Here is a 13,961-nt window from a genome sequence, read left to right as displayed (position 1 = left end):
TACGACAGGGCAGACGGTGAACGTACCGCCACGATCGGCGACGGGCCATCGCCCGGATGGGCCATGTGTGGGTCGTATGTCCGTCTGCACCCCCTATCCGGTGGGGAACGCGAACGCGGTGCGCAGACGCAGACCGTCGGCACCCCGGTCGACGAACGTCCGTAGCGCGACCCGGTTGCCGTTGTCGAACCCGATCACCTGGACCGTCTGCGGGGTTCCCCGGACGGGGACCGGTGTCGGCGCGGGGTTGCCGCCGAGGTCGACCGTCAGCAGCGGCCGACCGTCGACGATGACGTCCGCGCGGTCGACGCCGAGCGTCGCGAACCGGACCGTCAGCACGCCGTCGGCCGTGGACAGGTCGACGTCGAACCGGCGGGGCGTCCGCTCGCCCAGCATCTCCGCCGCCACGGCCATCAGGTCGACCTCGCCGCGGAGGAGGTCGTCGCGGGTGATGACGTGATGCCGCTTGGGCAGGAGGCCGTAATCCTCCAACGGCGTTCCGGCATTCGGGCCGACCCGCAGCAACCGCCGGATGACGAACGTGAGGTCGGCCCCGCCGGGCAGCGGGTCGAACGGGAACTCCGGCCGGTCGAGCAGCGGCTGCGGGACGGTTCTCGACATCTGCCAGACGTTGCCGCCGCCCGCGCCGATGTTGTTGTCCGTTCCCAGGACGTCGCCGATCCCGTTGTCCTGGAAGCCGGCGGCGAAGATGTCCGCCGCGGAGTAGCAACGGGCGTCGGTGAGCAGCACGACCGGGCCGAAGTACGACTGCGGCGCGAGGTCGATCAGCCACGGCGGGGTGAGCGCAACGCCGGCCGAGTGGGGGGATCCGGACTCGAGGGCCTGCTCGGTCGAGCGCGTCCACTCGTCGAAGTCATCGAGGGCGCGGCAGATCCGCAGGTTCAACGCCGTCGCGGCGAGCTGTGCCGGTTCGGGTTCGACGGGGCGACCGGTCAGCACCTGCAGGCACAGTTCGGAGGCCAGGACGAAGCCACCGGGGTTGCCCCGGATGTCGACGACGACGCCGTCCTGGGGCAGTTCCCCGAGCAGCCGGATGAACTCGTTGACGAATCCCTGGATCCATCCCGCCGCCATTCCCGGCGCCAACGGGGTCTGCGGACCGAACCGGCGGATCCGCAGGTGGCCGAACGCGCGGCCACCCGCGTCGACCGGGCGCGCCTCGAAGATCGTCGACCATTCCGGGGAGACCGCCACCCCGTCGGGCCCGACGTCGACCGCGCGGCCCGACACCTCGGCGGCGACGAACTCCGGCGCGAACAGCCGGGTGCGGATCCGGGCGAGGTGATCGGCCTCCACGTCGATGCCGACGGCGAAGCCGTCCGTGCCGTCCGCTTCGCCCGCGACCGGCCCGCCCGGGCCGCCCGGGCCCGCCGGTGGGGGCACCAGGTTCGTCGGCGCGACCAACCAGACCGTCTCCACCACCTGCACCCTGTTCTGCAGATCGATGAACCGGATGGTGAGCGTCTCCTCGTCCGGTGGCGCACCGAACGCCAACGAGCGGAACGTGAACCGGTCGACCGCGCGGGCGTGGCAGGCCTCGGGATTCGCGCCCGGGAACCGGTCGGCGAACCGCTCGACGGCGCGCGCGATCGGCACACCGTTCCAGTGGGTGATCTCGACGTCGGGAACGAAGGCCGGATGGTGGATCTCACCCGGCGTGGCCTCCCGGCGCCCGACCAGGTACCGCCGCCGGCCGTCCTGGGTGAACTCCTTCAACAGGAACGGCACGTACGCCACGACCTTGTCGAACGGCCGCGGCAGGACGTACCGGGTGTGCAGGTCGTGCAGCGAGTTGAAGACGTCCACGATCTCGGCGTGGAAACGCCACTCCGGCTCCGAGTAGCCGGGACGGTCGAGCCGGTCGGCCAGGAGCCGCAGCCGCTGCAGCGGGTTGATGCCGTACCGGGCGACCTTGAAACCCAGCATGGCGTAGCTGTGCTCCAGCACCGTCGACGCCTGGCGGACGATCAGCCGGCGGTCGGCGAGCGACAGCAGTCCGATCTCGTTCGCGCCGAGGAAGTCGGGAAGCGTGATGACGGCGAGGTCGTTGTCGGTCGTTGTGGTCATTGTCGATTCCGCCCCCTCGCGGCCGTCTCATCCGTGCGACAGGGATCCTCGTCCCGCCGTCGAGGAACGGGAGCGCATGTGACTACCTTTTGACAGCGGGTCACCACTTAGGGTAATGACGTGGGTCGATGCCGGTCCGGGGCCGGACCGGTGGACTCGCGCACGGTCAGGTAGGTGGGCAGGACGACGTTGCGGCGCACCGCCTCCGGACCCCGACTGTCCAGCCTCGACAGCAGCATGGCCACCGCCACCCGGCCCGCCTGCTGGATGGGCGCGGTCAACGTGGTCAGCGGCGGGTTGCTGAAGTCGGCGCCGAAGATGTCGTCGCAGCCGACCACACTGAGGTCCTCCGGCACGCGGACGCCGCGTCCGCGCAGCCGCGTCAGCATGCCGATGGCGAGCAGGTCGTTGAACGCGATGCAGGCGGTGGCGGCGGTGTTGAGCACTGCGTCGGCCGCCGCCGAGCCGGAACCGCGGCCGGGTGGGAACGGGCCGACCCGCTGGAACTGCCGTCCGTGCCGCTCGGCGGCGCTGCGCATCGCCTGCCAGCGCGCCTGGTTCGACCAGGACCGTTCGGGCCCCGAGACGTAGACGATGTTCCGGTGACCGAGCGAGACCAGGTGCTCGACGGCCTGCGCGATACCGGCCGGCGTGTCGATGACCACGCTCTGCACGCCGGGGACGTTGCGGTTCACCGTCACCAGCGGGATCTCCTCGGCCAGCGCGGCGAGCGCCCGCTCGGGCAGGCGGGACGCGCCGAGGATCGCACCGTCGAGTGACTGCCGCATCTTGTGCAGCATCTCCGCCTCGTGCTCGCCGGAGTCCTCCGTGTCGATGAGCAGATGCGCGTACCCCGCCGCCTTCAGCTGCTCCTGCGTGCCGCGGATCATGCCGAAGTAGAACGGGTTGGTCACGTCGGAGACGAGCACGGCCACGGTGCGGGTCCGGCCGGACGCGAGCGCCCGTGCCCGGGAGTCGGGCACGTAGTTGAGCGCGCGGGCGGCCGCCTGGATGCGTTGGCGGGTGACCTCGTTGACGCGTCCGGGCTTGTTCAACGCGCGCGACACGGTGGACGGCGCCACGCCGGTCGCCGCGGCCACGTCGGCGATGGTGACCGGACGGCGCCGGTGCCCCTGGCCGGTTTCCACGTCGTCTCCCTCGACGACAAATCAACTGCTGACAGTCTTACGGAATCACCGATGGCAACGAATGGCAAACGATTGTTGCCGCGTTGCCACGTTGCTAGCGTCCGGCGAACCGGTACCGAGGCCCAAGCCGCCCCCCACCCCTCGGAGTAGCCATGACGACCAGACGAAACATCGCCGCGATGGTCGGCGTGATCCTGTTGACCGCGGGCCTGCCGGCCTGCGGTGAGCCCGACGACAGCGGCGGCGGGCTCGACGGCGCCGGCAAGACGCTCACCGTCCTGATGGGCGCCAACACGGTCTTCCCCGACCAGCAGCGGCAGTGGTTCACCGAGATCTCGGACCGGTTCAGGAACGAGACCGGCGCCACCGTACGGTTCGAGACCTTCGCCTCACCCAACGACGAGCTGACGAAGATCCAGACCTCGGTGCTCGCCGGTCAGGGGCCCGACGTCTACGCGCTGGGCACCACGTTCACCCCGACCGCCTACGCCACCGGCGCGTTCGTGGAGCTCACCGCCGACGACTGGACCAAGGTCGGCGGACGCGACCGGTTCCTGCCGGCCACGCTCGGCATCTCCGGCCCGGACAAGCAACACGAGGTCGGCATCCCGTTCGCCAGCCGGCCGTTCGTGATGGCGTACAACAGGGACCTGCTCGCCGCGGCCGGCATCGACCAGCCCGCCGACAGCTGGGACGGCCTGCGCGACCAGGCGAAGAAGCTGACGAAACCGGGCACCTTCGGCCTCGCGATCGGCTACGCCGACAGCTTCGACCCGTGGAAGTTCATCTGGGCGATGGACGTGCAGGCCGGCAACCCGATCGTCGACGGCCGCACCCTGCGGCTCGACGACCCGACCTCGCGCGCGGCCTACCGCACGTACCTCGGCTGGCTGGCGACCGACAAGGTCGTCGACCCGGCCGCCGTGGGATGGAAGAACGCGCAGGTGATCGCCGCGTTCGGCGCCGGCAAGGCGGCGTTCCTGCCGATGGTCTCGGCCAGTTCGAAGGTGACGCTCGACAAGTCCGCGGTCGCCGGCAAGTACGGATACGCGGTCATGCCGACGATCCCGCCCGGCGCGACGGCGCTACCCAGCGGCGGCGTGCCGGCCACCAGCATCCTCTCCGGCGACAACCTCGTGGTCGCGAAGTACAGCAAGAACCGGGACCTGTCGCTCGCGCTGGTGAAGATGCTGACCAGCCAGGAGTCGCAGGAGAAGTACTACCGGACGTTCGGCGAACTCCCGACGAACGCGGCGGCCGCGGCGGCGCTGAAGGACGATCCGGCGCTCGCGGCGATCGTGGACTCGTCGGGGAAGTCGGCCGGCACGCCGTTCACCGGCGCCTGGAGCCAGATCCAGCTCGCTCTGGTCAACGTGGTGGTGCAGTCGATCCCGAACCTGTCGGCCGGCAAGGTCGACGAGAACGCCCTCAACGGCCTGCTGGCGCAGGCGCAGAGCACCGCACAGGCGGCGTTGGACAAGGCCAAGTGACAGCGCCGCTGGGCGTCGGGGCACCCGACACCGCCACCACCGTCCCGCCGGTCGGCACCCCGCCGGTGCCGGCCGGGCCGGTCCGGCGCCGGCGGGGCGCGTCGCAGCGCAACCGTCCACTGTGGATGCTGCTGCCGGGCGGCGCGGTGACGGTCGTGGTGATCGTCGTGCCGCTGTGTGTGGCGGTGTACATCTCGCTGCTCGACCTCGACCAGTACTCGATCCGGCAGTGGGTGGGCGCACCGTTCGTCGCCCTCGACAACTACATCGAGGCGGTCCGGGACTCGCACCTGCCGCACTCGATCCTCATCAGCGTCTCCTACGCCGCGGTCGTGGCGCTGGCGGCGGTGCCGCTCGGGGTCACCGCGGCACTGGTCACCCAGGACCGGTTCCGCGGGCGGGGGCTGGTGCGCTCGATCTTCCTCGTCCCGTACGTGCTGCCGGCGTTCGTCGTCGGTACGGTGTGGCGGATCGTCCTGCAACCGGACGGCGTCGCCAACGCGATGCTGGGGCTGGACGGCCTGTGGCTCAACGGTCCGCGCAGCTTCTGGGCGCTGGTGATCGTGCAGCTGTGGAGTTCGTGGCCGCTGGTGTACCTGCTCGCGGTGTCGGGTCTGCAGTCGGTGGACCCGGTGGTGTACGAGGCGGCCGCGCTCGACGGGGCCGGCTGGTGGCAGAAGCTGCGGCACGTCGTCGCACCGTACCTGCGCGGACCGGTCGCGCTGGCGTTCGTCATCTCGTTCCTGCACAACCTCAACAACTTCGCGCTGCCGTTCGTGCTGTTCGGGGTGCCGAGCCCGGAGGACGTGGAGGTGCTGCCCGTGCTCACGTACGTGGAGAGCTTCCAGAACTTCCGGTTCGGGCTCAGCGCCGCGATGGCCGTGATCTCGCTGGTGCTCGTGGCGATCCCCATCGCCGCGTACCTGCGGGCGGTCCGGCTCGACACCGGGGAGGCCAAGCAATGAGCCGGTCACGTGCCCGCGAGGTGACCCGGATGCTGCCCGGCCCGCTGCGCGCGGTGCTGCTCACGATCCTGCTCGTCGTCGCGCTCGGCCCGCTGCTGTACATGGTGCTCGCCTCGCTGAACACCGACCTCGCCGTGGCCGCCGGCGAGATCCTGCCCCGCCGCCCCCGGTTCGACAACTACGTGCGGATCTGGTCGACCACCGACCTCGGCCACGGGCTGGTGAACAGCATCCTGGTCGCCGGCGCCGTGGCCGTGGTGTGCGCGCTGGTGTCGTTGCTGAGCGCGTACCCGTTGGTGCGCTTCACGTTCCGCGGCCGGGTCGCGATCCTGCGCGGCCTGCTGGCGCTGCAGAGCGTTCCGGGAACGCTCATGCTGCTACCGGTCTTCGTGTTGTTCGCGAGCCTGGCCAACGCCGTCGGGGTCCAGGTCATCGGGACCCGCTGGGCGCTGTTGCTGACGTACCTGACGTTCGCCCTGCCGTTCTCCACCTGGGTGATGGTGACGTACCTGCGGGAGCTGCCGCGGGAGCTGGACGAGGCGGCCCGGGTCGACGGGGCGTCGTCGTGGCAGGTGCTGACCCGCGTGGTCGCGCCGCTGGCCTGGCCCGGCCTGGTGGTCTCCGCGGTGTTCGCGTTCCTGCTCGGGTGGAACGACGTGCTGTTCGCGTCGGTGCTCACCAACCCCGACACCCGCACGGCGGCGGTGTCGCTGCAGAACTTCGGCGCCGCGCAGGAAGGCGGCGCGATTCCCGTGTACGGACAGCTGATGGCCGCGGCGCTGGTGTGCGCGCTGCCCGTGGTGCTGCTGTACCTGGTCTTCCAGCGGTACCTGGTGAGCGGGCTGACCTCGGGCGGTGTCAAGTGAGTCCGGTGTGGACACTGTCCGGGTTCGGCGACGAGATCGACCCCGATCCCGCCGTGCAGGTCGCCGTCCTGCAGGCCCTCGGTGCGCGGCACGTCGAAGTGCGCAGCGCCTGGGGCACCAACGTCGTCGACCTCAGCGACGACGACCTCGACCGGCTGGCGACGCTGCTCGCCGAACGCGACACGGGCGTGTCGGCGGTCGCGTCGCCGGTCGGCAAGGTCGACGTCACCGCCGACACCGGCGGGGAGCTCGCGCGGCTCGAGCGGGCCGTCGTGGCGGCGCACCGGCTGGGCACCCGGTACATCCGGCTGTTCTCGTTCTACCGTCCACCGGACACCACGCCGGAGTCCGTCCGCGACGCGGTGCTGCGGCGGATGGAGTCCTTCGCGAAGGTGGCCGAGCGGGCCGACGTGGTGCTGGTGCACGAAAACGAGAAGCACATCTACGGCGACGTGCCGGCCCGGGTTCTCGACCTGGTCGAGTCGGTCGGCTCGCCGGCGCTGCGGGTGGCCTGGGACAGCGCGAACTTCGTCCAGGTCGGGGTGCGGCCGTACACCGACGGCTACGCGATGCTCCGCCCGTACCTCGCCTACCTCCAGGTGAAGGACGCCCTCGCCGACACCGGACAGGTCGTGCCGGCCGGCGACGGGGACGGGGAGCTGTACCGGACGCTGCTCGCGCTGCACGACGACGGGTACACCGGCTTCGCGTCACTGGAACCCCACCTGGCCGAGCAGACCGCGCTCGGCGGGTTCTCCGGCCCGGCCGCTTTCGGACGCGCCGCCCGCGCGTTCACCGACCTGACCAGATCGATCGGAGTTCAACTGGCATGACCGAACACCTCCCGGTCGCCGTGGTGGGCGCCGGCATCATCGGCGCCAACCACGCGGCGGCCGTGCTGCGTCATCCCCGGTTGCGGCTCGCCGCGCTGGTCGACCCGGACACCGCGGCGACGGGCGTGCTGGCCGGCACGCTCGCCCCCGGGGTGTCGCGGTACGCGACCCTCGCCGACGCTGTCGCCGGGGAGCCGATCGGGTTGGTCGCGGTGTGCACCCCGACCGGCCTGCACGCGACCGCGGCCGAGGAGGCGCTGGGCGCCGGGGCGCACGTGGTCGTCGAAAAGCCCCTCGACGTCTCGTTGCGTCGCGCGCGGCACCTCGCCGACGTGGCCGCCTCGGCCGCGGCGCGCGGCCTGGTCGCGTCGGTGGTCAGCCAGCACCGGTTCGACCCGGCGAGCGTCGCCACGGCCGCCGCCGTGCGCTCGGGATCGCTCGGCGAGCTGACCTCCGCGGTCGCGTCGGTGCCGTGGTGGCGCGGCCAGGCGTACTACGACTCGGCCGAGTGGCGCGGCACCTGGCGGCTCGACGGCGGCGGTGCGCTGATGAACCAGGGCGTACACACGGTCGACCTGCTCGTGTGGCTGCTCGGGCAACCCGTGGAGGTCTTCGCCTACACCACCCGGATGGCCCACGAACGCATCGAGGTCGAAGACGTGGCCGTCGCCGTGCTGCGCTTCCCGTCGGGCGCGCTGGCCACGCTGCACGCCACCACCGCCGGCCATCCCGGGCTCGGTGTCCGGTTGCAGTTGCAGGGTTCGCGGGGGTCGGCGGTCATCCACGACGACCAGCTCGAGTACCTGCGCACGCACGCGTCGCGGGCCAACCAGGCGGTCGAGGCGGTCGGCCCGGACGAGGTGTGGGGCGCGGCGAAGCCGGCGGACAGCTTCGTCGTCGGGCACCTGCGCCAATACGACGACGTGGTCGCGGCGATCGACGGGAACCGGCCACCGGGCGTCACCGTCCACGATGGACTCGTGGCGCTCGCCGTGGTGGAGGCCGTGTACCTGTCGGCGGCCCTCGGCCGTCCCATCGACGTGGCCGGGGTGCTGGGCGGATCGTACGACGAGGTGCGGCTGGAGGCGGCGCGATGAGGTTCTCGGTGTTCACCGCGTCCACTCCACAGTGGACACCCGAGGAGGCGGCCGCGCACCTCGCCGCCCAGGGTTGGGACGGCGTCGAGTGGCGGGTCACCGACCAGGAGCCCGCGCCGGAGCCGGGCTTCTGGGCCGGCAACCGGGCGACGTGGCCGCTGCGCGGGCTGGAGGACCACCTCGCCGACATCGACCGCGTCACCCGGGGAGCGGGCCTGGAGTACTCCGGGATCGGCAGCTACGTGCGCAGCGACGACCGGCCCAACGTGGAACGGGTGCTGGCGGCCACCGCGAAGCTCGGCGCCGGCCGCGTCCGCGTCACCATGCCGCCGTCGGGCACCGGCCGGTATCCGGACCTGTTCGCGGCGACCCGGCGCGACCTGGAACGGGTCGCGGCACGGGCGGCCGGGTACGGCGTCACCGCGCTGGTCGAACTGCACCACCGGACCATCGTGGCGTCCGCCTCCGCGGCGCTGCGGCTCGTCGACGGGCTCGATCCCGCGCACGTCGCCGTCATCCACGACATCGGCAACATCGTCATCGAGGGCCACGAGGACTACCTGTCGGCGTTCGAGATGCTCGGGCGGTACCTGGCGCACGTGCACGTGAAGAACGTGGCCTGGCGCCCGGACGGACAGCGGCCGGACGGTTCCACCCGCTGGGTCGACGAGTGGGCGCCGTTGCGGACCGGCCTGGCCGACCTCGGCGCGTACTTCGCGGCGCTCGCGGAGGTCGGCTACGACGGCTGGGTCACCGTGGAGGACTTCTCGACCGTGCTGCCGCTCGCGGAACGCACCGCGGACAACCTCGCGTACCTGCGCGAGCTGACCGGAATCCGTTGAGAACCTTGGCAACGCACGTGGCAATTGATTGATGTCGATCTACGGCCGCCGTTAACGTCCGGGTAACCCTCCCGCTCCTTCCCTTTCGTACAAGGAGATTCCATGAGGAGACCCGTTCTGGCGGCCGCGCTGCTGCTCGTCGTCGGTGCCGTCGGCACCCTCGGCACCGGCGCCGCGGCCGCCGCCGACGACCCGCCGTTCGCGCAGTACCAGGAGATGCACGCCAACTGCACCGTCACGCACCGGCTCAACGACGACCCGATCGTGTTCCCCGGCCTGGCGGGCGCGTCGCACAACCACACGTTCATCGCCAATCCGACCGTCGACGCCAACTCCACGCCGCAGTCGCTCCTCGGAGACGCGACGTCGTGCGAGGACACGAAGGACGCCTCCGGCTACTGGTTCCCGACGCTGCTGCAGAACGGAACCCCGGTCGCGCCGAGCAAGCCCACGGTGTACTACAAGTCCGGCGTCAAGGACTACCGGACCGTCAAGCCGTTCCCGGCCGGCTTCCGCGTCGTGGTCGGTGACATGAACACGCCCTCGGCCGCCGACTTCAAGGGCTACTGGACGTGTGGCAGCCAGCGGTACACCGACATCCCGGCGTCCTGCCCGGCCGGCACCTCGCTGGTGGTACGGCTCAAGGCACCCAGCTGCTGGGACGGCGTCAACGTCGACTCCGCGAACCACAAGTCGCACCTGGACTACCCGGTCAACGGCGTGTGCCCGGCGCACCACCCGGTCGCGGTGCCGATGCTGGAGATCAAGGTGCCCTACCCGCTGGCCACCGGAAGCACCGCGGGGCTGCGGTACTCCTCGGGCGCCGGCTACTCGTTCCACTACGACTTCATGAACGGCTGGGACCAGGCCCGGCTGGCGCAGCTGGTCGTCCACTGCATCAACGGTGGCCGCCAGTGCAACGGCTACGGCGTCGACCCCCACAAGCCCTGATTCCGACGGCGCCGGGGTCCGCCAACGCCCCGGCGCCCTCCTTTCCTGGAGACCCCCATGCGACCACCCACCCGTCCGCTCATCGCGGCCGCCGCCGGCCTCCTGCTGTCGGGCCTGGCCACCGCCGCTCTCGCGGTGCCCTCCCCCGACGCCGCCCGCGCCGCGTGCGGCACCGACAACGTCGCCCTCGGGAAGCCCGCCACCGCGTCGTCGAACGAGAACTCGCGCACCGCCGCCGCGAAGGCCGTCGACGGCGACGCCGGCAGCCGCTGGTCCAGCGCGTTCAGCGACCCGCAGTGGCTGCAGGTCGACCTCGGCACGCCGACCGACGTCTGCCAGGTCGTCATCAGCTGGCAGACGTCGTACGCGCGCGCGTTCGAGATCCAGCTCTCGCCGAACGGCACCGACTGGACGACGGCATGGTCGACGACGACCGGAACCGGCGGCACGCAGTCCATCGCCCTCTCCGGCACCGGCCGCTACGTCCGGATGTACGGCACGACCCGGGCGACCGGGTACGGCTACTCCCTCTACGAGTTCACCGTCCACAGTGGAGTGACCACCGAGCCGTCGCAGTCGCAGTCCGGGCCCGCCCTGCCCGGCGGCGGCGACCTCGGCCCGAACGTCGTCGTGTTCGACCCGTCGATGTCGTCGGCCTCGATCCAGAGCCGACTGGACACCGTGTTCCGCGAACAGGAACGCAACCAGTTCGGCTCGCAGCGCTACGCGCTGCTGTTCAAGCCCGGCACCTACCGGGGCATCAACGCCAACATCGGCTTCTACACCTCGATCGCCGGGCTGGGTCGCAACCCCGACGACGTCACCATCAACGGCGACGTCACCGTCGACGCCGGCTGGTTCAACGGCAACGCCACCCAGAACTTCTGGCGCTCGGCCGAGAACTTCGCCGTGGTTCCGAGCAACGGCACCGACCGCTGGGCCGTCGCCCAGGCGGCGCCGATGCGGCGGGTGCACGTGCGCGGCGACCTGAACCTCGCCCCGAACGGCTACGGCTGGGCCAGCGGCGGCTACCTCGCCGACAGTCAGGTCGACGGCCGCGTGGGCCCGTACTCGCAGCAGCAGTGGTTCACCCGCGACAGCCGGATCGGCGGCTGGGTCAACGGCGTCTGGAACATGGTGTTCTCCGGCGTGGCCGGCGCGCCGGCACAGAGCTTCCCGAACCCGCCCTACACGGTGGTGCCGCGCACACCGGTGAGCCGGGAGAAGCCATACCTGTACCTGGACTCCGCCGGCCGGTACACCGTCTTCGTGCCGTCGCTGCGGCAGAACTCGCAGGGCACCACGTGGTCGGGCGGTTCGACGCCCGGCACCTCGATCCCGTTGAGCCAGTTCTACGTGGCGAAGCCCGGTGACAGCGCCGCCCGCATCAACCAGGCGCTGCGGCAGGGCCTGCACCTGCTGTTCACGCCCGGCGTCTACCACGTGAACCAGACCATCGACGTCACGCGGGCCGACACGGTGGTGCTGGGTCTGGGATATGCCACGCTGATCCCCGACAACGGCGTGGTGCCGATGTCGGTGGCCGACGTCGACGGCGTCAAGCTCGCCGGACTGCTCTTCGACGCCGGAACGGTGAACTCACCCGTCCTGCTGCGGGTGGGCCCGAACGGCGCGAGCGCGAGCCACGCCGCCAACCCGACCACGATCCAGGACGTGTTCTTCCGGATCGGCGGCGCGGCACCGGGCCGGGCGACGACGAGCCTGGTGGTCAACAGCGCGAACACGATCATCGACCACATCTGGGCCTGGCGGGCCGACCACGGCAGCGGCGTCGGGTGGACGGTCAACCCGGCCGACACCGGCCTGATCGTCAACGGTGCCGACGTCTCCGCGTACGGGCTGTTCGTCGAGCACTACCAGAAGTACGAGGTGATCTGGAACGGCAACGGCGGACGGACCATCTTCTTCCAGAACGAGTTGCCCTACGACCCGCCGAGCCAGTCCGCCTGGCGCGGCGGCGCCCGCGGGTACGCGGCGTACAAGGTGGCCGACACCGTCACCTCGCACGAGGCGTGGGGCCTGGGAAGCTACTGCAACTTCAACGTCGACCCGTCGATCGTGGCCGAGCACGGCTTCGAGGCACCGAACCGCTCCACGGTACGGTTCCACGACCTGCTCACCGTGTCGCTGGGTGGCATGGGCACGATCGCCCACGTCATCAACGACGTCGGCGGACCGGCGACCGGCACCCAGACCGTCCCGGTGAACGTGGTCAGCTACCCGTAGGAACCGGAGCCGGGTCCAGGCGGCGGCCGGCCGGCACCACGCAGAGCGCCACCACGGTCTGTACCGCGACCACCGCGGCGAACGCCCGGCCCATGGACACGCCGGGCAGTTCGTCGAGTTCGAGGAACAGGCTGCCGAGCACGGCGGCGCCGAGGGCCAGCGCGAGTTGCTGGGTGGTGACGAGCAGGCCGCTGCCGACCCCGGCGCGGGCGGTGTCGATCCGCGCGAGCACGGCGCCGAACAGGGGACCGACCACGAGCCCCTGCCCGCATCCGGCCACCACCAGTCCGGGCAGCAGTGCCACGATAGGAAGCCCGGGCCACGCGGTAAGCACGGTGGTCGCGATGATCCCCAGCCCCAGCGCCTGGGTCGCCGCACCGGCGGCGATGACGCGGCCACGGCCATGGCGGTGGGTCAGCCGGGCCGTCGTCATCGAGGCGGCGAGGAACCCCAGGGTCATCGTGGCCAGCGACAGGCCGGCCACCGCCGGCGCGGCGTCCAGACCCTGCTGGGTGAGCAGGCTGTAGGTGAAGAAGAAGCCGCCGGCTCCGGCGAAGAACGGCAGGACGACGGCCAGGCCGCGACGCACGCCGGGCAGGGTCACCAGCGACGGCGGTATCAGCGGCGTGCGGCCGGCCCGCTCCGTGCTCCGTTCGAGGTGGGCGAGCGCCGTCACGGTCACCGGAACGCACGCGAGCATCGCCCAGCTCCAGGGCGGCCAGCCGAGGGTCCGCCCCTGGGTCGCCGGCAGGAGCAGGCAGATCACGGTGGCCGCCAGCAGACCGGTACCGGCCAGGTCGACCCGCAGCGGCCGCGGCGAGGTGGTCTCGGGGAGGTGGCGGAGCGCCAGCAGCGACGCGACCAGCCCGATCGGGACGTTCACCAGAAAGATCGACCGCCAGCCGGCGCCGAGGGAGATCAGCACGCCACCGATCGCCAGGCCGGTCGACGCGGCGGCGCCCGTGACCGCCGCGTACACCCCCAGGGCACGGGCCCGCGCCGGTCCCGATGTGGTCGCGTGGATCGTGGCCAGCACCTGCGGCAGCAGGACCGCGGCCGCCGCGCCCTGCACGGTCCGGGCGGTGACGAGCTGCGCCGCGGACCCGGCCGCACCGCACCAGACCGAGGCGGCCGTGAACGCGACGATCCCGGCGAGGAACAGCCGCCGCCGGCCCAGCTGGTCACCCAGCCGGCCAGCCGGCACCAGCAGGAGTGCGAACGCGACCCCGTACCCGGCCACCACCAGTTCGAGCATCGCCGGGGAGGCGTGGAGGTCGGCGCGGATCGTGGGCAGGGCCACGTTGACGATGAACATGTCGGTCTGCGGCAGGAACACGCCGAGCAGCACGGTCGCCAGCCCGACGGTGGACAGTCGGTGATCGGTTCCGGAGGTCACGCCCGCCGATGCTGGTGCCGTCGCGGCCGGGGTGCCAG

General features: G+C 71.4%; 11 protein-coding genes. 8 read left to right on the top strand and 3 right to left on the bottom strand.

The window, feature by feature from the left end:
• Positions 1-93: 93 nt before the first annotated feature.
• A complete protein-coding gene (locus Vau01_RS19650; RefSeq protein ID WP_203994779.1) occupies positions 94-2,088 on the bottom strand; it encodes a S41 family peptidase in 1,995 nt (664 codons plus the stop codon).
• Positions 2,089-2,195: 107 nt separating this feature from the next.
• Positions 2,196-3,236, bottom strand: coding sequence for a LacI family DNA-binding transcriptional regulator (locus tag Vau01_RS19645; protein WP_203994777.1), 1,041 nt, complete (start codon positions 3,234-3,236; stop codon positions 2,196-2,198).
• A 152-nt stretch (positions 3,237-3,388) separates the two neighbouring features.
• Between Vau01_RS19645 and Vau01_RS19640 the strand changes: the two genes are divergently transcribed.
• The 8 genes from Vau01_RS19640 (at position 3,389) to Vau01_RS19605 (ending at position 12,527) form a co-directional block, all read left to right on the top strand.
• The gene (locus Vau01_RS19640; RefSeq protein WP_203994775.1) at positions 3,389-4,726 is read left to right on the top strand and encodes a sugar ABC transporter substrate-binding protein; all 1,338 of its coding nucleotides are present in this window, start codon (positions 3,389-3,391) and stop codon (positions 4,724-4,726) included.
• Positions 4,723-5,691 (top strand): carbohydrate ABC transporter permease, encoded by a 969-nt coding sequence (locus Vau01_RS19635; RefSeq protein WP_239151710.1) that lies wholly within the window; start codon positions 4,723-4,725, stop codon positions 5,689-5,691. The genes Vau01_RS19640 and Vau01_RS19635 overlap by 4 nt, the downstream gene beginning before the upstream one ends.
• Positions 5,688-6,557, top strand: a complete 870-nt coding sequence (locus Vau01_RS19630) for a carbohydrate ABC transporter permease (protein ID WP_203994773.1) — start codon at positions 5,688-5,690, stop codon at positions 6,555-6,557. Before Vau01_RS19635 ends, Vau01_RS19630 begins: the two co-directional genes overlap by 4 nt.
• Positions 6,558-6,562: 5 nt before the next feature.
• Positions 6,563-7,390 carry a sugar phosphate isomerase/epimerase family protein gene (locus Vau01_RS19625; RefSeq protein ID WP_203994772.1) on the top strand — a complete coding sequence of 276 codons (828 nt, stop codon included), beginning with the start codon at positions 6,563-6,565 and terminating at the stop codon, positions 7,388-7,390.
• Positions 7,387-8,487 (top strand): Gfo/Idh/MocA family protein, encoded by a 1,101-nt coding sequence (locus tag Vau01_RS19620; RefSeq protein WP_203994770.1) that lies wholly within the window; start codon positions 7,387-7,389, stop codon positions 8,485-8,487. The genes Vau01_RS19625 and Vau01_RS19620 overlap by 4 nt, the downstream gene beginning before the upstream one ends.
• Positions 8,484-9,329, top strand: a complete 846-nt coding sequence (locus Vau01_RS19615; protein WP_203994768.1) for a sugar phosphate isomerase/epimerase family protein — start codon at positions 8,484-8,486, stop codon at positions 9,327-9,329. Before Vau01_RS19620 ends, Vau01_RS19615 begins: the two co-directional genes overlap by 4 nt.
• A gap of 102 nt (positions 9,330-9,431) precedes the next feature.
• The gene (locus Vau01_RS19610) at positions 9,432-10,280 is read left to right on the top strand and encodes a DUF1996 domain-containing protein (protein WP_203994766.1); all 849 of its coding nucleotides are present in this window, start codon (positions 9,432-9,434) and stop codon (positions 10,278-10,280) included.
• Positions 10,281-10,337: 57 nt separating this feature from the next.
• Entirely contained in the window at positions 10,338-12,527 is a 2,190-nt protein-coding gene (locus tag Vau01_RS19605; RefSeq protein ID WP_203994765.1) for a discoidin domain-containing protein, read from the top strand.
• Here the strand turns inward: Vau01_RS19605 and Vau01_RS19600 are convergent.
• Positions 12,514-13,923 carry an MFS transporter gene (locus Vau01_RS19600; RefSeq protein ID WP_203994764.1) on the bottom strand — a complete coding sequence of 470 codons (1,410 nt, stop codon included), beginning with the start codon at positions 13,921-13,923 and terminating at the stop codon, positions 12,514-12,516. The two genes, Vau01_RS19605 and Vau01_RS19600, sit on opposite strands and share 14 nt — an antisense overlap.
• Positions 13,924-13,961: the final 38 nt, after the last annotated feature.

This window comes from Virgisporangium aurantiacum, assembly GCF_016863635.1.
GTDB lineage: Bacteria > Actinomycetota > Actinomycetes > Mycobacteriales > Micromonosporaceae > Virgisporangium > Virgisporangium aurantiacum.
The sequence above is the reverse complement of the archived record's forward strand: the minus strand, read 5'-3'. Positions and strand labels throughout refer to the sequence as shown.